This window comes from Variovorax sp. 01T439_2 (genome assembly GCF_056398445.1).
The window spans coordinates 1-20,134 of record NZ_JBFTPJ010000005.1; the positions used below are offsets into that span (position 1 = coordinate 1).

At 69.2% G+C, this 20,134-nt stretch carries 23 protein-coding genes; 5 read left to right on the forward strand and 18 right to left on the reverse strand.

The genetic code is table 11. The annotated features are described in order from the left end of the window. Both AC1DOC_RS00415 and AC1DOC_RS00420 read right to left on the reverse strand, forming a co-directional pair. The coding region (locus AC1DOC_RS00415; RefSeq protein WP_478129282.1) for an NAD(P)-binding protein at window positions 1-730 on the reverse strand (730 nt) is incomplete at its 3' end. Between the two features lie 115 nt (window positions 731-845). After that, window positions 846-1,307, reverse strand: a complete 462-nt coding sequence (locus tag AC1DOC_RS00420) for a hypothetical protein (RefSeq protein WP_478079977.1) — start codon at window positions 1,305-1,307, stop codon at window positions 846-848. Between the two features lie 132 nt (window positions 1,308-1,439). Between AC1DOC_RS00420 and AC1DOC_RS00425 the strand changes: the two genes are divergently transcribed. Continuing rightward, window positions 1,440-1,985, forward strand: a complete 546-nt coding sequence (locus tag AC1DOC_RS00425) for a DUF4256 domain-containing protein (protein WP_478079976.1) — start codon at window positions 1,440-1,442, stop codon at window positions 1,983-1,985. A gap of 6 nt (window positions 1,986-1,991) precedes the next feature. On the opposite strand, the gene AC1DOC_RS00430 is transcribed toward AC1DOC_RS00425, so the two are convergent. Then, window positions 1,992-3,785, reverse strand: coding sequence for a tannase/feruloyl esterase family alpha/beta hydrolase (locus AC1DOC_RS00430; RefSeq protein WP_478083591.1), 1,794 nt, complete (start codon window positions 3,783-3,785; stop codon window positions 1,992-1,994). A gap of 112 nt (window positions 3,786-3,897) precedes the next feature. Continuing rightward, the gene (locus AC1DOC_RS00435) at window positions 3,898-4,590 is read right to left on the reverse strand and encodes a Crp/Fnr family transcriptional regulator (RefSeq protein ID WP_436299084.1); all 693 of its coding nucleotides are present in this window, start codon (window positions 4,588-4,590) and stop codon (window positions 3,898-3,900) included. Between the two features lie 173 nt (window positions 4,591-4,763). Between AC1DOC_RS00435 and AC1DOC_RS00440 the strand changes: the two genes are divergently transcribed. Both AC1DOC_RS00440 and AC1DOC_RS00445 read left to right on the forward strand, forming a co-directional pair. Continuing rightward, on the forward strand, window positions 4,764-6,944 hold the full coding sequence (locus AC1DOC_RS00440) for a xanthine dehydrogenase family protein molybdopterin-binding subunit (RefSeq protein WP_278876210.1): 2,181 nt from the start codon (window positions 4,764-4,766) through the stop codon (window positions 6,942-6,944). Between the two features lie 10 nt (window positions 6,945-6,954). Beyond that, window positions 6,955-7,413, forward strand: a complete 459-nt coding sequence (locus tag AC1DOC_RS00445; protein WP_015865541.1) for a (2Fe-2S)-binding protein — start codon at window positions 6,955-6,957, stop codon at window positions 7,411-7,413. Here the strand turns inward: AC1DOC_RS00445 and AC1DOC_RS00450 are convergent. From AC1DOC_RS00450 to AC1DOC_RS00485, 8 genes are all read right to left on the reverse strand, one after another. Continuing rightward, window positions 7,410-7,700, reverse strand: coding sequence for a hypothetical protein (locus tag AC1DOC_RS00450; protein WP_478079973.1), 291 nt, complete (start codon window positions 7,698-7,700; stop codon window positions 7,410-7,412). The two genes, AC1DOC_RS00445 and AC1DOC_RS00450, sit on opposite strands and share 4 nt — an antisense overlap. A gap of 1 nt (window position 7,701) precedes the next feature. Next, a complete protein-coding gene (locus tag AC1DOC_RS00455) occupies window positions 7,702-8,013 on the reverse strand; it encodes a type II toxin-antitoxin system Phd/YefM family antitoxin (RefSeq protein WP_307594960.1) in 312 nt (103 codons plus the stop codon). A 153-nt stretch (window positions 8,014-8,166) separates the two neighbouring features. After that, on the reverse strand, window positions 8,167-8,760 hold the full coding sequence (locus tag AC1DOC_RS00460) for an ATPase (protein ID WP_478079972.1): 594 nt from the start codon (window positions 8,758-8,760) through the stop codon (window positions 8,167-8,169). Between the two features lie 7 nt (window positions 8,761-8,767). Continuing rightward, window positions 8,768-9,124 (reverse strand): TA system antitoxin ParD family protein, encoded by a 357-nt coding sequence (locus AC1DOC_RS00465; RefSeq protein ID WP_018907151.1) that lies wholly within the window; start codon window positions 9,122-9,124, stop codon window positions 8,768-8,770. A gap of 114 nt (window positions 9,125-9,238) precedes the next feature. Beyond that, a complete protein-coding gene (gene paoC / locus AC1DOC_RS00470; protein ID WP_478079971.1) occupies window positions 9,239-11,449 on the reverse strand; it encodes an aldehyde oxidoreductase molybdenum-binding subunit PaoC in 2,211 nt (736 codons plus the stop codon). Between the two features lie 5 nt (window positions 11,450-11,454). Beyond that, entirely contained in the window at window positions 11,455-12,405 is a 951-nt protein-coding gene (locus AC1DOC_RS00475) for an FAD binding domain-containing protein (protein WP_307594964.1), read from the reverse strand. After that, window positions 12,402-13,049: an aldehyde dehydrogenase iron-sulfur subunit PaoA gene (gene paoA / locus AC1DOC_RS00480; protein ID WP_307594966.1), complete on the reverse strand. Its 648-nt coding sequence runs from the start codon at window positions 13,047-13,049 to the stop codon at window positions 12,402-12,404. The genes AC1DOC_RS00475 and paoA overlap by 4 nt, the downstream gene beginning before the upstream one ends. 230 nt (window positions 13,050-13,279) lie before the next feature. Further along, a complete protein-coding gene (locus AC1DOC_RS00485; RefSeq protein WP_018907155.1) occupies window positions 13,280-14,242 on the reverse strand; it encodes an AraC family transcriptional regulator in 963 nt (320 codons plus the stop codon). 349 nt (window positions 14,243-14,591) lie between these two features. Here AC1DOC_RS00485 and AC1DOC_RS00490 point away from each other — a divergent pair, with 349 nt between their 5' ends. Both AC1DOC_RS00490 and AC1DOC_RS00495 read left to right on the forward strand, forming a co-directional pair. Further along, window positions 14,592-14,879: a CopG family ribbon-helix-helix protein gene (locus tag AC1DOC_RS00490; RefSeq protein ID WP_018907156.1), complete on the forward strand. Its 288-nt coding sequence runs from the start codon at window positions 14,592-14,594 to the stop codon at window positions 14,877-14,879. Then, window positions 14,867-15,205: a type II toxin-antitoxin system RelE/ParE family toxin gene (locus AC1DOC_RS00495; protein ID WP_038108164.1), complete on the forward strand. Its 339-nt coding sequence runs from the start codon at window positions 14,867-14,869 to the stop codon at window positions 15,203-15,205. The genes AC1DOC_RS00490 and AC1DOC_RS00495 overlap by 13 nt, the downstream gene beginning before the upstream one ends. A 364-nt stretch (window positions 15,206-15,569) precedes the next feature. Here the strand turns inward: AC1DOC_RS00495 and AC1DOC_RS00500 are convergent, their stop codons facing one another. The 6 genes from AC1DOC_RS00500 to AC1DOC_RS00525 all read right to left on the reverse strand — a co-directional run. Next, the gene (locus tag AC1DOC_RS00500) at window positions 15,570-16,559 is read right to left on the reverse strand and encodes a Bug family tripartite tricarboxylate transporter substrate binding protein (RefSeq protein ID WP_018907158.1); all 990 of its coding nucleotides are present in this window, start codon (window positions 16,557-16,559) and stop codon (window positions 15,570-15,572) included. 23 nt (window positions 16,560-16,582) lie between these two features. Beyond that, window positions 16,583-17,821 (reverse strand): SDR family oxidoreductase, encoded by a 1,239-nt coding sequence (locus tag AC1DOC_RS00505; protein WP_307594968.1) that lies wholly within the window; start codon window positions 17,819-17,821, stop codon window positions 16,583-16,585. Then, on the reverse strand, window positions 17,821-18,369 hold the full coding sequence (locus AC1DOC_RS00510; protein ID WP_018907160.1) for a nuclear transport factor 2 family protein: 549 nt from the start codon (window positions 18,367-18,369) through the stop codon (window positions 17,821-17,823). The genes AC1DOC_RS00505 and AC1DOC_RS00510 overlap by 1 nt, the downstream gene beginning before the upstream one ends. Before the next feature lie 73 nt (window positions 18,370-18,442). Next, window positions 18,443-18,817 carry a VOC family protein gene (locus tag AC1DOC_RS00515; protein ID WP_018907161.1) on the reverse strand — a complete coding sequence of 125 codons (375 nt, stop codon included), beginning with the start codon at window positions 18,815-18,817 and terminating at the stop codon, window positions 18,443-18,445. Next, on the reverse strand, window positions 18,814-19,572 hold the full coding sequence (locus AC1DOC_RS00520; protein WP_018907162.1) for an SDR family NAD(P)-dependent oxidoreductase: 759 nt from the start codon (window positions 19,570-19,572) through the stop codon (window positions 18,814-18,816). Before AC1DOC_RS00520 ends, AC1DOC_RS00515 begins: the two co-directional genes overlap by 4 nt. Then, on the reverse strand, window positions 19,569-20,134 hold a 566-nt coding region (locus AC1DOC_RS00525; protein ID WP_478129283.1), incomplete at its 5' end, for an acetate--CoA ligase family protein. The genes AC1DOC_RS00520 and AC1DOC_RS00525, both read right to left, overlap by 4 nt.

Genomic DNA, 20,134 nt, shown 5'->3' on the forward strand with positions numbered 1-20,134 from the left:
GGCCGATGCGGCTCACGTGGCCGAAGGACACGGAATTGAGCCAGTCGATGCCGATGTGGATGGCGGCCGCCRCTTCCCGGCGCCCGGGAATGTCCAGGTCGCGCCCGCGCGGCGCACCGCAGCCGACGAAGATCGCGTCCCACCCCTCGGCCATCAGCGCCTTCATCGAGCCGATGCGCTCGCCGCCGCGGAACTCGACGCCCAGGTCCAGGATGTAGCCGGTCTCCTCGTCGATCACCGACTCCGGCAGCCGAAAGCGCGGGATCTGGGTGCGGATGAAGCCGCCGGCCTTGGCCTCCTCGTCGAACACCGTCACCTCGTAGCCCAGCGGCGCCAGGTCGCGCGCGACGGTGAGCGAGGCCGGCCCCGCGCCCACGCAGGCGATGCGCTTGCCGTTGCCGGGCGCGGGCTTGGGCATGCGCGCGCGCACGTCCTCCTTCATGTCGGCCGCCACGCGCTTGAGCCGGCAGATTGCCACCGGTTCGGGAATCTTCTCATTGCTTTGTTCGACCCGCCCGCGCCGGCAGGCCGGCTCGCAGGGCCGGTCGCAGGTGCGCCCGAGGATGCCCGGGAAGACGTTGGACACCCAGTTGACCATGTAGGCGTCGCCATAGCGGCGCTGCGCGATCATGCGGATGTATTCGGGGACGGGGGTGTGCGCCGGGCAGGCGTACTGGCAATCGACGACCTTGTGGAAATAGGCCGGGTTGGCAATGTCGGTTCGCTGCAAGGGCGTGCCTCCTGACAGTCGCCCGGAGCCCCGGAGGGGCCGGCGAGCGGCGCTGAGGCAAGTATGCGCCGCGCCAGCCGCCGCAGGGCCTTGGTGAAATCCCGCAGGTGCCCCGCTACCGTCGATACATGTAGACCTGCCCCTCGACGCCGTGCCCGAGGTGCGTTGCGCCGGACGAGACCGGGTCGAGCCTGCAGCACGCCTCGACCGAATCTGCATGCGATTGCGGCACCACGATCATGACTTCGCGCAGGCCCGAATCGAGGGCGTCGTCGACCAGGACATCGGCGACCTGCGTCAGCAGCTCCACGGAAGCGTGCGCCTCGCTCAGCGTCACGCAGACATGCCCGATGCCCGCCACGGCCTCGGAACGCGGCTCGAGGATCGCATTGGCCATGCCGATGCGCTCGCCGTTGTCGGAGAGGACGTCGAAGAAGACCACGGGCGCGCCCGTGGCGACGTAGGTCTTCTGCGAGCGGGCGGCAATCTGGAACCCCTCGCCCACCATCCTGGCCGGAAGATCGATCTCTTTCCCCGGTGCCGGAGTGCGGAGCAACGAACGGGCTGGACTGGTCATGGCGAGACCTCCATCGCAAGCGATTTCCTGCGCGGGGCAAAAGCTTAATCCCGCGGGCCGCGCATGTCATCTGGCAAACTGTCACGCGCAAGGCAGACCTGCAACCAACCCCAACGCACTCATTCAAGAACCATGAAGGCGCAAGAACGGGAAGCGCTGCTCCAGGCCCTGAAGACCCGCTTCGAGAAGAACATGCACCGGCACAGGGCCATCGCCTGGGCCGACGTGCAAGCCAGGCTCGAGGCCCATCCCGGCGCGCTGAAGTCGCTGCGCGAGATGGAGGCCACGGGCGGGGAACCCGACCTCATCGGCCAGGACAGGAAGACCGGCCGCCTCAGCTTCTGCGATTGTTCCGTGGAGACCCCCGGCGGCCGCCGCAGCCTCTGCTACGACCGCGAAGCGCTCGACGCCCGCAAGGAACACAAGCCAAAGAGCGGCGCGGTCGAGATGGCCGCCGCGATGGGCATCGAGCTTCTCACCGAAGAACAGTACCGGGACCTGCAGGCGCTCGGCGAGTTCGACCTCAAGACCTCGAGCTGGATCCAGGCACCGCCGGAGATCCGGGCGCTCGGCGGCGCCCTCTTCGGCGACCGGCGCTATGGCCGGGTGTTCGTCTATCACAACGGCGCGCAGTCGTACTACGCGGCCAGGGGCTTTCGCGGGTTGCTTCGCGTGTAGGCCCGCCTACTTGCAGGCGAAGCTGGCAGCCGATTCGAGATCGCCGCCCACGTAGGTTGCCACCTTCGGGTACGGGCACAGGGGCCGCGTGCGGGTGGCCGACCAGCCGGCGGGCAGTTCCGTGTTGACCACGTTGGCCCCCGCACCGCGCGCGGCGGCGACCACGGCATCCGGCGCCTTGCCCTTCTCCACCCAGGCCACCAGCGGCGTCAGCATGTCGAACTGGTCCGTGGCCGGGCCTCGCCCGCAGTGGTTCATGCCGGGCACCGGGAAGAAGCGCGCAAAGCCGGAGGCATCGCCGCCATTGGCCGCGCGCAGTTCGTCGTACCAGCGCGTCGTGTCGTCCGACGAGAACACCGCGTCGCTGGTGCCGTGATAGACCATGAGCTTGCTGCCGCGGTCGCGCAGCACCGCGAGGTTGCCCGGGTTCGGCGGCGTCATGAAGGACATGGCCGACTCGGTGTAGAGCGCGGTGGTCGCGAAGATGCCCGGCGCATCGGCGTCCATGCTGAAGCCCAGCGCAAAGTCGATGCCCGAGGGGCGGCTCGTGCCCAGCGGCGGCGAGCTGAACACGAAGCCGACCGCGGCCGTGTCCAGGTTCTGCGAGTTGGAGAACTTCCATTGCCGCCAATCGGCGCCGTTGATGCCCGCGTCATACGGAAAGCCGTTGTAGAGCGCGGCGCCCGCGGTGTTGCGCGCACCGCCGAAGACGTTGTCGAGCACGGTCTTCTGCGCCGCCGTGAGGCAGCTGCCGTCGCGCGCGCCGCTGCAGGTGGGCACGTCGGTGGCCAGCTTGAAGGCCGTCTTGCAGGCCTGCACGTTCGCGACGATGCCATCGGTTGCGCCGTCGAGCGCGTCGCACTTGGCCCGCACGGCGCCGGCGACCGTGTCCATCTCTGCCTGCGTGAAGGCCGTCTGCAGGTCCGGCTTGCCGGCCGGCGTGTTGGCGGTCGTCACCTGCACGTACTGCTGCACGCCGTAGAGCTGCGCGACCGCGGCCTTCGGCAGGTTGAAGCCGGGATTGCCGGCCAGGATGCCGTCGTAATCGTTGGCGGAGCGCGCGGCCGCCACCATCGCATGGCGGCCGCCGTTCGAGCAGCCGCCGAAGTAGGAGCGGTCGGCCGCGCGGCCATAGGCCTTGGCGATCAGGTTCTTGGCCATCGGCGTGAGCTGCGCGACGGCGTTGTAGCCGTAGTCCAGGCGCGCCTGCGGATCGATGCCGAAGACCGGGTTCTGCGCGCCCGAGTGGCCCGCATCGGAGCTGATCACGGCAAAGCCCATGTGCAGCGCCGTGGTCGTGGGCGACCCGCCCCCGACGCCGCCCGTGGCCGGCACCACGCTTCCGTCGAGCCCGCCGTTGGCCTGGTAGAAGAAGCGCCCGTTCCAGTCGACCGGCAGGCGCATCTCGAAGCCGATCGCATAGGTGCGGCCGTCGACGCTGCTGCTGCGCTCGTTCATCTTTCCCTGCACCAGGCAGTGCGCCGGCGTGGGTGTGCCCACGCCCGCCACCGTGAGGGTGCCGGCCGCCACGGAAGTGATGCTGGTGTAGGCCGTGCCATTGAAGGCGGCCTTGCTCGCGAGGTCGCTGCACGACTGCAGCGTGCCGGGCCTCGCCTCCCGCGAGGCCGCGGGCGGCGGTGCGGATGGCGCAGGCGGCGGTGCCGCCGGCGCGGCCGGAACGATCGGCAGGAACGCAAAGCCGCCGCTCCCGCCGCCGCCTCCGCCACAGGCCGCGAGCAATGCGGCCGCACCCACCGCGGCCCATGCCGGCCGCCAGGACGATGACACGATGTGATCCATGCTGGTCTCCTCGGCCGGCGGCACCGTCGGCCACAAAGGTTATTGAAGATAACCAATGTAGTTTTGATTCATAACCAAAAAACGAGGATAAACCCGGATACCGCCGGCTGCGCTAGGAGCTCCCTTCACCAACGTAGTTGCGCAGGCCTTCAAGATCGATCACCTCCACGCCGCCGTGCTCCACCCGCAGCAGGCCTGCGCGCTCGAGCGCATGCAGCGCCCGGTTGGCGCGCTGGCGCGAGACCGCGGACAGGAGGCCGATCTCGTCCTGGGTCAGGCGTACGAAGCTGCTCGCCTGCGGATAGAGGATCGGGTCGAACAGGCTGGCCAGGCAGCGTGCAATGCGCGCGTCGGGGCCCAGCAGGCGGTCGAACTCCATGAGTCCGATGAACAGGCTCAGGCGCGCATTGATGTGCGACAGCAGGAACCGGTCGAACTCGAGGTTCGTCGACACCAGGCGTTCGAAGGTATGGCGCGGCACGCAGGCCACGCGCGTCGGACGCATGGCCACGCCGTCGTAGCGCCAGGGGCCGGGTTTCAGCAGCGAGCCTTCGCCGGCCCAGCCGCCGGAGGTCACGCCGGTGAATGTGGAGACGCGGCCATCGGCCAGCGAGAGCGACATCTTCACCAGGCCCTCGATGACGCCGAGCCAGAGGTCCGCGGGCTCGCCGCGGCGCATCACGAAACCGCCGGCCGGCACCTCGCGCTCGTACGACTCGCGCACCACGCGGTCGAGTTCCTCGGCCGCCAGGGTCTGCGCCCACAAGCTCTCGCGGAGCATGGTCTCCATGGCCTTCGACGGCATACGTGCTTCCCTCGCTCGCCTGTTGCTTGCTCGCTCCTCCGTGCACACCGGGGCCTGCGTGGGAAGGCCGGCGAACACATCCGTAAGTAATGTCTTTGAAAAGACATTGTTGTCGCGGCGATCATGACATATTGACTCCCGTTCGCCACACAACCATAAGACTGGAGACAAGGATGGAACATCCCGAATCCGGCGCGGGCCCCACGCCTGCGCCCTCTCATGACGAACCGCCCGGCATGCGCCGGCGCGACCTGCTGGGATATGCGGCCTCCGCGCCGCTGATCTCGGCCGCCGCGGGGCTCGGCGGCCTCGCGGCCCCTTCGTCGGCCCGGGCCGCGATACTGCCGATGACCCCGCCCGACACGACCGACCTGGTCGACATCGGCGATGCGGTGACGGTGACGGCGCTGCCGACCATGCCGCTGGTCAAGGTGAGCAAGCTTGCGAACGGCCGCGTCCGGCTGGAGCTGCCGCGCTTCGAGTCGGGCCAGGGCATCGCCACCGCCGCCGCGATGATGCTGGCCGACAAGCTGGGCCTGCCGCTGAACGCGATCGAGGTGGGCTCCGCCGACGCCAGCCCGGAGCTGATGTACAACCAGCTCACCGGAGGCTCCTCGAGCGTGCGCTCGCTGCATGCGGGCATGCCGCTGATCGGCGGGCTGGCCGCGGGCTCCGCCAGCGCGGTGGTCGGCCAGCGCGTGACGCGGCTGGACGCGCTGGACATCGTGACCGGACGCAAGAAGTTCACGCTCGACCAGGCCGTGCCCGACGCGAAGCCGACCATGGTGTGCCGGCCGCCCACCATCAACGGCCAGTTCGTGCGCATCAACAACACGACCGCGGTGATGGGCATGCCCGGCGTGCTGGGCATCGCGCCGATTCCCGCCACCAACGGCATCGTGCCCACGCCGCCCGGCGTGGCGGTGATGGCCGAGACCTTCGGGCAGGCCTGGGCCGCGGTGAACGCGCTCGACGTCACCTGGACCGCGGGCGCGGTCGCCGGCGAGTCCAACGCCAGCATCCAGCAGAAGCTCAAATCCGCGCTGCTGCCCTTCCTGCTGCCGCCGCTGGGCGCGTTGACGGTCGAGGGCGAGTTCGAGTTTGCGGCGGTCTCGCACTGCCCGATGGAAACAGAATGCGCCATTGCCGACGTGCGCGCCGACCGCGCCGAGATCTGGTCCGGCCTGCAGAGCCCGATCGTCACGCAGCAGGCGGTGGCCGCCGACCTGGGCCTGCCGCTGGACAAGGTCAAGGTGCATGCGGTGCCCTCCGGCGGCTCCTTCGGGCGGCGGCTGTTCTGGGACGCGACGCTGCAAGCGGTACAGATCTCCAAGGCGCTGGGCCGGCCCTGCCGCCTGATGTACCACCGCACCGACGACATGCGCCACGGCCGCGTACGGCCGCCCATGTTCCATCGGGCGCGCGCCACGATGCTGCTGGGCCAGGTCATCTCCTTCGAGCAGCGCATCGCGGGCGTGCGGCTCGATACGCGCCACGGTTTCGGCGAGATGCTGGGCGCCGCGGCCATCGCGCTGCCCAACGGATTTCCGCAGACGGTGGGCAACTTCGCCATCGAGCAGGTCATGTTCAAGACCATGGTCAGCTCGCCGTACAACTTCGGCGTCACCACCAAGCTGCTGACGCCGGTCGCGATGGACATCAACACCTGCTCCTACCGCTCGGTGCACATCCAGCCCTCGCGCATGGTGGAGGAGATCCTGGTCGACGAGATGGCCAGGGCGCTGCACAAGGACCCCGTCGCCTTCCGCCTCGAATACCTGCGCCTGCCGCGCGCACGCGCGGTGCTCAAGGCCGTGGCCGAGGCGGCGCAATGGGGCAAGGCCATGCCGGCGGGCTTCGCACAGGGCGTGGGCGTGCACCAGGAGTCGAAGTCCTTCACCGCCTGCATCGTCGAGCTCGACGCGCGCGTGCCCACCGACCTCAAGGTGACCCGCGCCACCATCGCGATCGACGTCGGCACCCCCATCAACCCCTCGGGCATCGAGGCGCAGATGCAGGGCGGCCTGTGCGAGTCGATCTCCATCGTGCTGACGGCCGGCCTGCACATCCAGAACGGCCTGCCGCTGGAAGGCAGCTACTCGCAGTACCACTTCGCGCGCATGAAGAACTACCCGAAGGACGTGAAGGTCATCATCATGCCCCCCACGAGCGGCGAGGCGATCGGCGGCCTGGGCGAGGTGGGCCTGTCGGCCAGCTCGGGCGCGATCGCCAACGCCTATGCGCGCGCCACCGGCAAGAAGCCGCGGAGTTTTCCGCTGAACTTCCCCGTCGATTTCACCCCCATCCCCCCGGGCAAGCTGCCCACGCCGGTCGTCGTGCCGGTACCCCACTGAGGAGCCCGCCATGCCTGTGCAATCTTTCAAGGTGAACGGCGGCAACGTCGACGTCGAGGCGCCCGACGACATGGCCCTGCTCTGGGTGCTGCGCGACAAGCTCGGCATCACCGGCCCGAAGTACGGCTGCGGCATCAACGTGTGCAAGGCCTGCACCTGCCACGTGGACGGCAAGGCGGTCACCACCTGCTCCACGCGGGTGGCCGACGTGCGCGGCCGGCAGGTGACAACCATCGAGGGCCTGGCCAACGGCAACGTGCTGCATCCGGTGCAGCAGGCCTGGATGAACCTCGACGTGCCGCAATGCGGCTTCTGCCAACCGGGCCAGATCATGGCGGCGGTCGACCTGCTGCGGCGCACCCGCAATCCCACCGACGCGGACATCGACGCCATCGAGAACGTGTGCCGCTGCGGCACCTATGGCCGCGTGCGCGAAGCGATCAAGGCGGCCGCGGCGATGATGGGTTAGCGGGTTGGCCAATCGAAGCCGATCTGCCTGTGGTGCTTGATTGCCAACAACCGGACCACGCCCGCATCACCCGGATCGCCGCCGGACACAAAGTACAGGACCAGGTATTCGTCCATTACGTATTCGCGCACCTCGGCATTGGGGCCCAAAGCGGACAGCTGCAAGCCAATGCGCTCGAGAAGCCGCTTGGCCTCGACGGATTCGATGGCCCGGAGGAAACGCCGGCCCATGCGAGGGTGCCGCTGCAGGCGCGCCAGTGCCGCCCCTTCTTCTTCGCGGCCAGCCATTTCAGCCGGCAGTGCCGCCGGAACGCGCCTTGCGCTTGAGTTTCAGCTCCGCCAGGCTTTCCAGCGCACCGACCGTGCGGCCGGCCTGCACGTCCGCCAACCCCCGTTCGACCTCGTCGAGCAGCAGCAGGTGGATGCGTGCACGCTCCAGCCGGTGGTAGTGGTCAAGCCGTTTGGCATCGATCACGGCCACAGCCGGTTCGCCGTTCTTCGTGATGATTTTTTCCGCGCCGCTCTGCACTTCGAGTACGAGCTCCGAAAGGTGGGTGCGCGCTGTTGAAAACGGAACAATGTCGCGAACGGAAATGGACATGCGAATCCCCGAGAGCCGGGAAGTGCTCAATATTTTGCTCATGTTAGAACGTTCGAGCCCTCTCAGTTCAGAGCCCCTCGTCTTCTCAGGCGCACCGGATAGCCCAATCTGTTGAATATCGGCCATACCGCGCCGGTCGAGGTGCGGCGCGCGTCAATGAAGCCCGAGTTCCCGCCCGTAAAGCGCCCCGGCCCAGGCCGGCAGGTCCGCAGAGACCTCGATCACACGGCCTTCCCTGAAGGCAATGACGCGCTGCGCAGGCGCATTCAGCCCGGAGTTGTCGTAGACGAAGCCGTGATCGGCCTGCAGCACGGCGTCGCGGATCAGCGGCTGGTTGCGCTCGAAGCGCTCGCGGATCTTGTCTTCGGGCACGTCGTGCCCGCCTTCGTCCACCCGCTGCGCAACCCGGCTCACCGAAAGCTCCGGGCGGCGCACGTTGATGTGATAGACCACGACCCGGAATCCCGCGGCTTTGGCGTCGCGGAGCAGATCGAGTTTCGACGCATGGGAAAACGTGGACTCGGAGATGAAGCTGATGCGCCGTTCGAGCGCCTGACGGCGCCGGCTTTCCGCGATCTCGGCCGCCCGGTAGGCGGCGGCCATCGACGGATCGCCGAGTTCCTCGCGCTGGCTCATGTCGGCATTGATGAACAGGGCCTTGATCCGCGGGCGCAGGACGAGTTCGTAGAAAGTGGACTTGCCGGCACCATTCGGTCCGGCAAGCATGATCATCGTCGGACGACTCACACGGCGTTCAACGCTTCACCGCGGCAGAGCCGAACACCAATCGATCCTTGTCGTCGAGGCCGACACCCACGCCCCGGCGCCGGCGGTCGCGCCAGAAATCCTCTTCCACGACGGTGGCGGGTGCATCGGCCAGGCCCTGGATGAAATCGTCCTGCTCGGCTTCAGCGAGCGAGTCGAGCGACATCGGCTCGAGGCCGCGCAAGGCCATTTCAACGCGGGAATAACCGACCTGCGGGTCGCGTTCCATGGCACGGCCGATGCGAAGCCAGTGTTCGGCCTGTCCCGAAATCGACCGGCTGTTCAGTCGCGCCGCATCCCGCAGCGCTTTCATTTCAATTTCCGAGATCTTCACTGCCTGGCTCATGCGAGACTCCTTGAGGTTCCATTTTGCAACCTTCAGGCGCATTCTGCAACTCACCAGGTGCCCCGGTGCCGATCAGGGGCATCGGAAAGCCCTCATGTTTCCAGCTGCCCCGCCTCACACCACCGGCGGCAACCGGTCCAGCAGCTTGTCGAGCGTGATCGGATAGTTGCGCACCCGGACGCCCGTGGCGTTGTAGACCGCGTTGGCCACTGCGGCCGCGACGCCGCATATGCCCAGTTCCCCGACGCCCTTGGCCTTCATCGGCGAGGAGATCGGGTCGGTCTCGTCGAGGAAGATCACCTCCTGGTGGGGAATGTCGGCATGCACCGGCACCTCGTAGCCCGCGAGGTCGTGGTTGACGAAGAAACCATGCCGCTTGTCGAGCGCCAGCTCTTCCATCAGCGCCCCGCCGACGCCCATCGTCATGGCACCGATCACCTGGCTGCGCGCCGACTTGGGGTTCAGGATGCGCCCCGCCGCGCACACCGCGAGCATGCGCCGCACGCGGATCTCGCCGGTGGCGGCGTCGACGCCCACCTCCACGAAATGCGCGCCGAAGGTGGACTGCTGGTACTTCTTGTCGAGGTCGCCGTACTCGATGCCGTCCTCGGCCATCAAACCTTCGGCGCCCGCCGCTTCGGCCAGCGGCACCGCACGCTCGCCGGCGCGCACCATGCCGTCGGCAAATTCCACGCCGGCCGCGCCGAAGCCCAGCTTGCTCGCGACGGCTTCGCGCAGCTTCATGCAGGCTGCGTAGACGCCCGAGGTGGAGTTGTTGGCGCCCCACTGCCCGCCCGAGCCGGACGACACGGGATAGGCCGAGTCGCCCAGGCGCACGAGCACCCGGTCCAGCGGCACGCCCATGGTCTCGGCGGCGGTCTGCGCAATGATGGTGTACGTGCCGGTGCCGATGTCGGTCATGTCGGTTTCCACCGTGACCATGCCCCGGTTGTCCAGCCGCACGCGCGCGGCCGACTTCATCAGGAGGTTGTTGCGGAACGCCGCGGCCATCCCCATTCCCACGAGCCAGCGACCGTCGCGCTGCTGCCCCGGCGTGGCATTGCGCCGGCTCCACCCGAAGCGCTCGGCGCCCGTGCGCAGGCATTCGATCAGCCTGCGCTGCGAAAACGGACGCTGCGGCTTCTCCGGATCGACCTGCGTGTCGTTGCGCACGCGGAATTCGACCGGGTCGAGCGCGAGCTTCTCCGCCATCTCGTCCATCGCGATTTCCAGCGCCATCATGCCCGGCGCCTCGCCGGGCGCGCGCATGGCGTTGCCCTCGGGCAGGTCCAGCACGGCCAGCCGCGTGGTCGTCAGGCGGTTGGGACCGGCATACAGCAGCCGGCTCTGGTTGACCGCGGTTTCCGGCTGTCCGCCCGGCAGGTCGCCGGACCAGCCTTCATGCGCGATGGCGGTGATCTTGCCGTCTCTCTCGGCGCCGATGCGGATGCGCTGGATGGTCGCGGGCCGGTGCGTGGTGTTGTTCATCATCAAGGGCCGCTGCAAGGCCACCTTCACGGGCCGCCTGGCCGCCCGGGCGCCCAGTGCGGCCAGCAGTGCATCGGCGCGCACGAACAGCTTGCCGCCAAAGCCGCCGCCGATGAAAGGCGAAACGAGGCGCACGTTCGCCTTCGGGATGCCGAGCGTCTTGGCGACATCGCCGACGCCCCAGGCAATCATCTGGTTCGAGGTCCAGATGGTGAGCTTGTCGCCCTGCCACTGTGCCATGGAGGCGTGCGGCTCCATCATCGCGTGCGACTCGTCGGGCGTGGTGTAGGTGGCATCGAGCTGCACGGGGGCCGCGGCGAACGCGCCCGCGAAGTCGCCCGCCTTTGTCAGCGGCTCGCCGGAAAACGGATCGGCCTTGGGCATCTGCGCCGCATCCTTTTCGGCGGCCAGGTCGAAGCGGCCCGGCGCACGCGTGTAGGCGATGCGCACCAGCTGCGCCGCGGCGCGCGCCTGCTCGAAGGTGTTGGCCACGACCAATGCGACCGCCTGGTGGTAGTGGTCGATCTCGGGGCCGCCCAGGAGTTTGGCCGTGTTGAAGTCGCCCTTGCCGAGCTTGCCGGCATTGCGCGCCGTGACGATGGCCAGCACGCCCGGCGCGGCGCGCGCGGCGTCCAGGTCCATCGAGGCGATGCGGCCTTTCGCTATGCCGGCGCCCACCACCCAGCCGTAGGCGGCGTTGGGCACCTCGGTGTGGCGTTCGTAGGCGTAGCGTGCGGTCCCGGTGCTCTTCATCGGGCCGTCGATGCGGTCGGTCGGCTTGCCGATGATCTTGAGCTGGTCGATCGGATTGGTCGTGGCGGGCGTGTCGAATTTCATGCTGCTCAGCTCCTTGCTTGCGCCAGTGCCGCGGCCAGCGCGCGCTCGGCCAACGGCAACTTGAATGCGTTCTCGTGCGTCGTCTGCGCGCCGGCCAGCAGCTGCGCGGCCACCGCCTTGGCGCCCTGCGGCATGGCCGCCTCCGCGGCCTCCACGCGCCACGGCTTGTGCGCCACGCCGCCCAGCGCGACGCGGCCCGAGCCGTCGCGCTGCACGACCGCCGCCACGGACACCAGCGCAAAGGCGTAGGAGGCGCGGTCGCGCACCTTGCGGTAGATCTGCGTGCCGCCGATCGGCTTGGGGAGCGTCACGCCGGTGATCAGCTCGCCCTGCTCCAGCGCCGTCTCGATGTGCGGCGTGTTGCCGGGCAGCCGGTGGAAGTCGGCGATCGGGATCACGCGCGTGCGGCCGTCGGGGCGCACCGTCTCCACCGCCGCGTCGAGCACGCGCATCGCCACGGCCATGTCGCTCGGATTGGTGGCGATGCAGGCCGTGCTCGTGCCGACCACCGCATGCTGGCGCGTGATGCCGCCGATGGCGCTGCAGCCGCTGCGGGGCTGGCGCTTGTTGCAGGGCTGGTCGGTGTCGTAGAAGTAGGGGCAGCGCGTGCGCTGCAGCAGGTTGCCCGCCGTCGTGGCCTTGTTGCGCAACTGGCCGGAGGCGCCGGCCAGCAGTGCGCGCGACAGCACGCCGTAGTCSCGGCGCACGCGCTCGTCGGCGGCCAGGTCGGTGTTGCGCACCAGCGCGCCGATGCGCAGGCCGCCCTCGGGCGTGGCTTCGATCTTGTCCAGCGCCAGGCCGTTCACGTCGACCAGGTGCGTGGGCGCCTCGATCTGCAGCTTCATCAGGTCCAGCAGGTTGGTGCCGCCCGCAATGAACTTGGCGCCGGGGTGGCGCGCAACCGCCGCCGCGGCCTGCGCGGGCGACTGCGCCTTCTCGTAGGTGAATGGCTTCATGTGCGGCTCCCGGCCACTTCGGTGATGGCATCGACGATGTTGGAGTAGGCGCCGCAGCGGCAGATGTTGCCGCTCATGCGCTCGCGCAATTCCTCGGCCGACAGCAGCGGACGCGCCGTGAGATCGGCGCTCACGTGGCTCGGCACGCCGCGCTTGATCTCGTCGAGCACGGCCACCGCCGAGCAGATCTGCCCGGGCGTGCAGTAGCCGCACTGGTAGCCGTCGTGCTTGACGAAGGCGGCCTGCAGCGGGTGCATGTTCTGCGGCGTGCCCAGGCCCTCGATGGTGGTGACCTGCGCGCCGTCATGCATCACGGCGAGCGTCAGGCAGGAATTGATGCGCCGGCCATCGAGGATGACCGTGCAGGCGCCGCACTGGCCATGGTCGCAGCCCTTCTTGGTGCCGGCCAGGTGCAGGTGCTCGCGCAGTGCATCGAGCAAGGTGGTGCGCGTATCGAGCTCGAGCGAATGCACCTGCCCGTTGACGTTCAGCGAGAGCTTCGCGCGGGGTCCTGGCGTTGCGGCTGCCTTGGGGGCCGCGGCTTCGGCAGGCGCCGAAGAAGAGACCGCCGCGGCAGTGGCGGTGGCGGCGCCGGCAATGAGCGCGTCGCGCCGCGAGATCAAGGGAATCGTGGGACTGTCCATGTCGGCTCCTGTCGTTCGAGGTTCGGGTACATCGATCGGCCATCGTTTTCTTTTCTGATATCACGCGCCACCGGCGGTCGCAATAGGAGAACGGATGCCATGCACCTGCGAACAGTTTCATCGTGTCTTCGGCTCCTTATTTTTCTGGCGCCGCGCGGGGATTGGTAGGGCATTCCGCTTGTTTTCTTGCCCGATCCGCTGAGCTCGAAAGCTCCTGAGAACGGAAGTTCCTATGCCGGGTTCGCCAGCGCGTGCCTGGGCATATCGGTGCCCCTGGCCGCCCCTCGCAGCACCTCGATATCCCGCTTGGGCGGCGCACCGAACAGCCGGCTGTACTCGCGGCTGAACTGCGAGGGGCTCTCGTAGCCGACCCTGAACGCCGCGCCCGCTGCATCGAAGTGTTCGCTCAGCATCAAGCGTTTCGCTTCGTTCAGCCGCAGCCATTTCTGGTACTGCAGCGGGCTCATCGCGGTGAGCTGGCGAAAGTGGTGGTGGAAGGTGGGCGCACTCATCTGCACGCGCGCCGCGAGTTCGTCGATGCGAAGCGGCAAGGCGTAGTTCAGCTTCAGCCAGTCGATGGCCCGCGCGATCCGGTAGCCCTGTCCGTCCACCGAGGCGATCTGCCGCAGCCGGGCGGCCTGGTCGCTCATCAGCAGCCGGTAGTGGATCTCGCGCTGGATCAGCGGGGCAAGAACGGGAATGGCATGCGGCTCGTCCAGCAGTTCGAGCAGGCGCGCGAACGGCCCCAGGATCGCAGGCGTGGCCGCGCCGATGCCCACCCCCACGCCGACCGGGCGATCGCGCGGCGGCGGCAGGCCGCCCTGCGCAATCAGCTCGGCCAGTATGCGCACGTCGAGCTTCAGGACCAGGCCCAGGCAGGGCTGCCCGGGGCTTGCCACTATCACCTCCGAATTGGCGGGCACGTTCAGCGAGGTGACGAGGAACCGCGAGGTGTCGTAGGCATAAGCCTCGCCGCCCACCCACATCTGCTTGGCGCCCTGGGCAACGAGCACGATGCTCGGCTCGATCATGCAGACGGCGGGCGGCGCGGGGCATTCGCGCCTGAAGAAGGCCAGGCCCGCGATCGGTGTTTCGAAGTCGCCCGCGCCCGGCGTGCGCGCGCCGATGACCTGCGCCATCGCGTGCTGTGGCGGCCTGCCCTCGGCGGCCGTGTCGTGGTGTCTGGGGGCCATGCTGCTTGGAGCCTTTGCAAAAGACTCTAACCCGCCGGCCCGTCTCCATCTGCCAAGGCGCGCTGCCGCCATTGGATCGGGCAAGAAATCCAGCGGAGTACGCAATCGACGCCCCGCGCATTCCTTCACGCAGGTCCCGTCGCGCCCGGGCCAGGGACGAACGGGATGAAATACTGAATCGCGCTTGGCGCGGGTTGGGCTGACCGCCGCCCATGTCCCGAATCGCAGCGTATCCGGGCAGGACCGCATGCAGCCTGAGCCATCGCGTTGCAACATATGCACTGCACGTTGTGTGGCCATCGAGGCGCGCCTGTTGGCTGGCCAAGGCATCATTGGTAGAGTATTACCTATGAATACCGCCATCAGCCCGACGCCGGTCAAGCTCGACCCCGAACTCAAAGTGCGCCTGAAGCGCCTGGCCACGGCGCGCCACCGAGCGCCGCATTGGCTGATGCGCGAGGCCATTGCCCAGTACGTCGATCGCGAAGAAAGGCGCCAAGCCCTGCACCAGGACGCGGTGGCCGCATGGGCAGAGTTCGAGGAGACCGGTCTGCACGTCTCGGATAACGAGATGGTTGCCTGGCTGGAAACCTGGGGTACTGACGAAGAGTTGCCAGCGCCTGCATGCCACAAGTGAGGTTCGCGCCGGCGGCACTCCGCGATCTGGAGCGCTTGCGGGAGTTTCTGCGACCGAAGAGCCCGGCAGTTGCCGCGCGTGCGGGGGAAACCATCATCAAGGCAGTCCAGGTCCTGCGCAAACAGCCGATGGTGGGCCGGCCGCTGGAGGATCTGCCGCCTGAATACCGCGAGTGGGTGATCGACTTTGGCGCAAGTGGCTACGTGGCGCTGTACCGCTACGCTGGCGAGGGGGATGTGGTCACGGTGCTGGCCTTGCGCCACCAGCGGGAGGCAGGCTATGAGCCGGGTTCGGGCGGCTCAGGCGAAGGCTTGCCGCCTCCCTGACCTCAAACTTCTTCGGGGCCTCGCCAGACACGCGCCGCCGTCTGGGTCGCCAGCACGTACCGCCGCGGGGCGATGTTCTGCGTTGCGAACGGAACGACCAGCAGCGTGAGGCCTATCCTCGCCGACGCATCGGCACGAGAACGCCGGGTAGCCGGAATCGGCGAGCGCCTGGCGAGGGAGGCGACGGCAGGAGCCGGGCAGAGAAGCAACAGCAGCGCCGTGCAGCACCAAAATCAACCGCACGAGGAAATGCGTGGCGCATTCGCCTTGCTTGCGATCTGTACGGTGTTCAAGAGGTGACTCCTGGCAATCAATCGTCGTGGGTGTCCGGTACGAGGCTACGGCCAAATAGTTCGGGCGAGCGCTAGTCGAGCCGCAGCCTGGTGACCTTGGCCAGCGACTGCCAGGCCGCGAGGTCGCGCCGCACCGTGGCCGCGAACTGGTCGGCATCCTTGACGGGCGGGCGCGGCATGTTTTGCGCGGCGAACTTCTGGATGATCTCGTCGGTCGAGAGGATGCGGTTGATCTCCTGGTTCAGGCGCAGCACCACCTCGCGCGGCGTGCCGGCCGGCGCGAAGACGCCGTACCAGCCGTCCGCATCGAAGCGGTAGCCCTGCTCGGTCAGCGTGGGCACGTCGGGCAGTGCCGGCCCGCGCGCCGAGCCCGTGCAGCCCAGCGCCCGCAGCTTGCCGCTGCGGATGTGGGGCACCGGCGACGCGATGTCGACAAAGCCCACGCCGATGCTGTTGCCCAGCAGGTCACTCAGCAGCGGCGAGACGCCCTTGTAGGGCACGTGCACCAGGTCCATGCCGTACTGCGCCTTGAGACCCTCCATCACCAGGTGGCCGGTCGATCCGCTGCCCCAGGAGCCATAGGCCAGCTTGCCGGGGTTGGCCTTGGCATGGCGCACCAGGTCCGCCAGCGACGCGAGGCCCGTGGCCGGGTTCGCCACCAGCAGGATGCCCGCGGCGCCGACCTGGGCGACGGGCAGCAGATCCTTCTGCGCGTCATAGGGCATCTTCGGCTGGATGACCGGGTTGATCGCGATGGCCGAGGACGGCGACAGCAGGATCGTGTGGCCGTCGTGCGGCGCCTTGGCGACCGCATCGTTGCCGATCAGGCCATTGGCGCCGGGCTTGTTGTCCACCACCACGGGCTGCCCGAGCGCCTGCTGCAGCGGCCCGGCCAGAAGGCGCGCGAAGATGTCCGAGCCCGCGCCCGCGGGGCCGGACACGACCATGCGGATGGGGCGTGCCGGCCAGCCGCCGGCTTCGCTGGCGTGCAGCCGCGCTTGCAGCGCGAGCAGGCCCGCGCCGGCCAGCAGGCGGCGGCGGGAAACGAGGGTGTCGATCATGCGGAGGTCTCCTTGTCTTTGGTTCAGCGTTCGGCCGCGCCGGCGCCGGGCCGCAGCACCTGCCCGGTCAGGAACTGCGCACGCGCGCCGGCCAGGTAGCCGAGCAGCGGCAGGCAGCTGTCCGGTGCGAGGCCGGGCTGCAGTTCGAGTGCGTTGATGCGCAGTCCATGCGCGCCCCATTCGGCGGCCAGTGTGGCGACCAGCATGCGGGCGGCTTCGGCGTCGCCGGCCAGCTCCCAGGGCAACCGCGCAGCAGGCCGCGGCAACAGCAGCGTGAGGCTGGCCAGCGCCGCATGGCGCGCGCGGAAGCGGCGGGCCGCATCGAGCACGGCATCGAGCTGCGCGCCCGGCGGCGCATCGAGAGCGCGGCCGTCGATGACGGCGGGGTAGCTCTGGATGCCGGCGCGGTCCGCATGCGAACGCACCCACGTGTCCAGCGCAGCTTGCCACTGCGCCTCGCGCACCGCCTCGCAATGCGGCTGCAGCGGTGCCTCGAACGGCAGCGGCCCATGCGCGCACGGCGGCAAGGGCTGGCTGCCGCCGCAGATGGAGGAGCCGCCATCGAGCACCAGCAGCTGCCCGGTGAGCACGCGCGCATCCGCGCCGGCCAGGAAGCACAGCGCCTCGACCATGTCCTCGGGCTCGGCCATCCGGCCCATCGGAATCTTCGAGACCGCCTGCGCCGGGTTCAGCCGGCCGCCATCGATCAGGCGCTGCACGAGCTCGGTTCTCACGAAGCCCGGCGCGAGCGTGGTCACCGTCCAGTCGGGCCGGGCCTGCGCGAGCGCCCTGCCCTGCGCGATCAGCCCGGCCTTGCTCGGGCTGTAGAGGCCGCGCCACGGAATGGCGCGCAGCCCCGCGCCCGATGCCACGTTGACGATGCGCGCACCCGGCCGAAGCCGCGGGGCGCAGGCCTGCACGATGCGGGCCGGGGCCGCCAGGTTGAGCGCCAGCAGGCGCGCGGCCGTGCCGTCGTCGGGGCAGGACGTGGCCTCGGCGCCGCCGGCCGACAGGCCCGCGTTGTTGATGAGGGCATCGAGCGGCGGGATCTCCTGGCCCAGGCGCTCGATCCGCGCGGCATCGGTCAGGTCGGCCACCAGGCCGAGCGGCCGCTCGGCCTCGGCGGGCCAGAGCGCTTCGAGGCGCTGCAGCGCCTGCGCATCGGCATCGACCAGCACGCAGTGCCAGCCGGCGCGCGCGAGGCCCAGCGCCGCCGCACGGCCGATGCCGCCGCCGGCGCCGGTGAGCAGTACCGTCGCCATCAGGCACCGCCCCGCACTGCGCGCAGCAGCGCATAGACGGCGTCGTGCGGCGCCGCGGTGCCCACCGGCTGGCGCGCGCCGAACAAGGCTGCGTCGTCCTGCTTCAGCTCGGGCCGCGTGCGCTCCTCGATCCAGTCGTAGATCACKGTGCGTGCGGCCACGCGCCACTCGCCGCCGCGGCGCTCGAAGCGGTCCGCATAGCGGCCGCACAGGAAGGTCTCGCGCTCGGGCTGCGCGGCCGTGGCCTGCAATGCGAAGAAGCTGCTTTCCACCGCCGCGGCATCGCCGTGCAGCTCGATCAGCACATTGCCGATCTGGTGGACGCGGCGTCCGCCCTGCCGCAGCTTGGTCAGCGCCTGATCGATGAAGCCGGCGGCGCTGCCGTTCCAGGCGCCGTGGCAGTCCGTGGCGTCCTCCCAGTAGGCCGAACGCAGGGCTTGTTCGTCGCAGCGGTCGATGCCTCGGCAGTAGCGCAGCAAGCAGTCGCGGATCGCCTCGCGGTCCAGCAACTCCTGCAGCGTTGCCGGCCCGTGCGCAGCGGCACTCACTGGTGCACCCTTGGCGCTGCGCGCCTTCCCGCCAGGCGGGAGCGAGCTTGCTTGGGGCGGCCCGGCGCGGCGCTCATGCGGGCGCTGCGCGCCGGAACAGCTGCACCAGGTTGCCCTCGGGATCGCGCAGCGACAGCACGGCGCCGTGGCTGCCCATGTCGCGCAGGCCCAGCACCTGCCCGCCGGCCGCGCCGATGCGCTCCGTCGCGCCCTCGAAGTCGTCCACCTCCAGCACCATCACCAGCCCGCTGGTGGCGGGCGCGGCCTCCTCGGCGCTGGCCAGCGCCACGTTGGTGCCGCCCACGCCGTACTGGATCCAGCGGTCGCCATCGCGGAACGTCATCGGCAGGCCCAGCGCACCTTCGTAGAAGGCATGCAGGCTGGCCGGCTGCTTCGCCACGACGAACACGTTCTGCACCCGCTTGGGCGATTGAACGGCGGCGCTCACAGCGATGTCTCCGAAGCACCGCCGTCCAGCCGCAGCACGTCCGCGTTGAAGAAGCGCGAGGCGTCGCCGGCCAGGAAGCAGATGGCGTCGGCAATGTCTTCGACCGTGCCCAGCCGCCCGAGCGGCGTGCGGCCGATGCGCCGCGCATCGAGTTCCGCATTGCGGTGCTTGGCAGTGCCTTCGGTGGGCACGGCGCCGGGCGCGACCGCGTTCACGCGGATGTTGCGCGCGCCCAGGTCGGCGGCCGATGCGCGCGTGATGCCCAGCACGCCGGCCTTGATGCCGCTGTAGACCACCGAGCGCATCGGCGACTTGAAGGCCGCGATGGAGGCCACGTTGATGATCGAGCCGCCGCGCTCCGGATCCATCGCCTCGGCCGCGGCCTGGATGCCCCAGATCACCGACTTGAAGCCGATCTCCACCATGCGGTCCATGACCTCCGGCGTGATCTCGGCCAGCGGCTGGTAGCGCACCCAGGCGGCGTTGTTGACCATGACGTCCAGCCGGCCCGCATCGCGCGCGAACTGCGCCACGGCCTCGCGCATGCCGTCGCGCGTCGACACGTCGCAGGGCAGCCCGATGGCCTGGCCGCCGAGCGCGCGGATCTCGGCCACGGCCTCCTCCACGAACTCCGGCTTCAGGTCGTTGATGCCGACGGTGGCGCCCAGGCGCGCCATGGCGCGGGCGGTGGCACGGCCGATGCCGTGGCCCGCGCCGCTGATGAAGGCCGTGCGGCCTGACAAAGACATGTTCATTGCTTGCCTTTCACGGCGTGTTCCTCTGGCACCAGCAGCGCGTCGAGCGCATGCGCGCCGCGGCCCTGTTCCAGCACCACCAGGGGGTTGATGTCGATCTCGCAGACGCTGTCCGCATGCCGCACCGCGAAGCGCGACAGCGCCGCAATGGCCCTCGCGGCCGCCTGCACGTCGGCCTTGGGGCGGCCGCGCGCGCCGTCGAGCAGGGGAAAGGCCTTGAGCGAGCGCAGCATCGCCGTGGCCTGCGCCTCGTCGACGGGCGCCGGCTGCAGCGCCACGTCCTTGAAGATTTCGGCAAAGATGCCGCCCAGGCCGGCCATCACCATCGGGCCGAACACCGGGTCCTTCCTGGCGCCCAGGATCAGCTCGACGCCGCCCTGCACCATCTGCGCGACCAGCACGCCGGCGATGCGGGCGCCGGGCGCCTTCGACGCCACGCGCGCCAGCAGTTGGCCGTATTCCTCGCGCAGCTGCGCTTCGGAGCGCACGCCGACGAACACGCCGCCGACCTCGGTCTTGTGCGCGATGTCGGGCGAGACGATCTTGAGCACCAGCGGAAAAC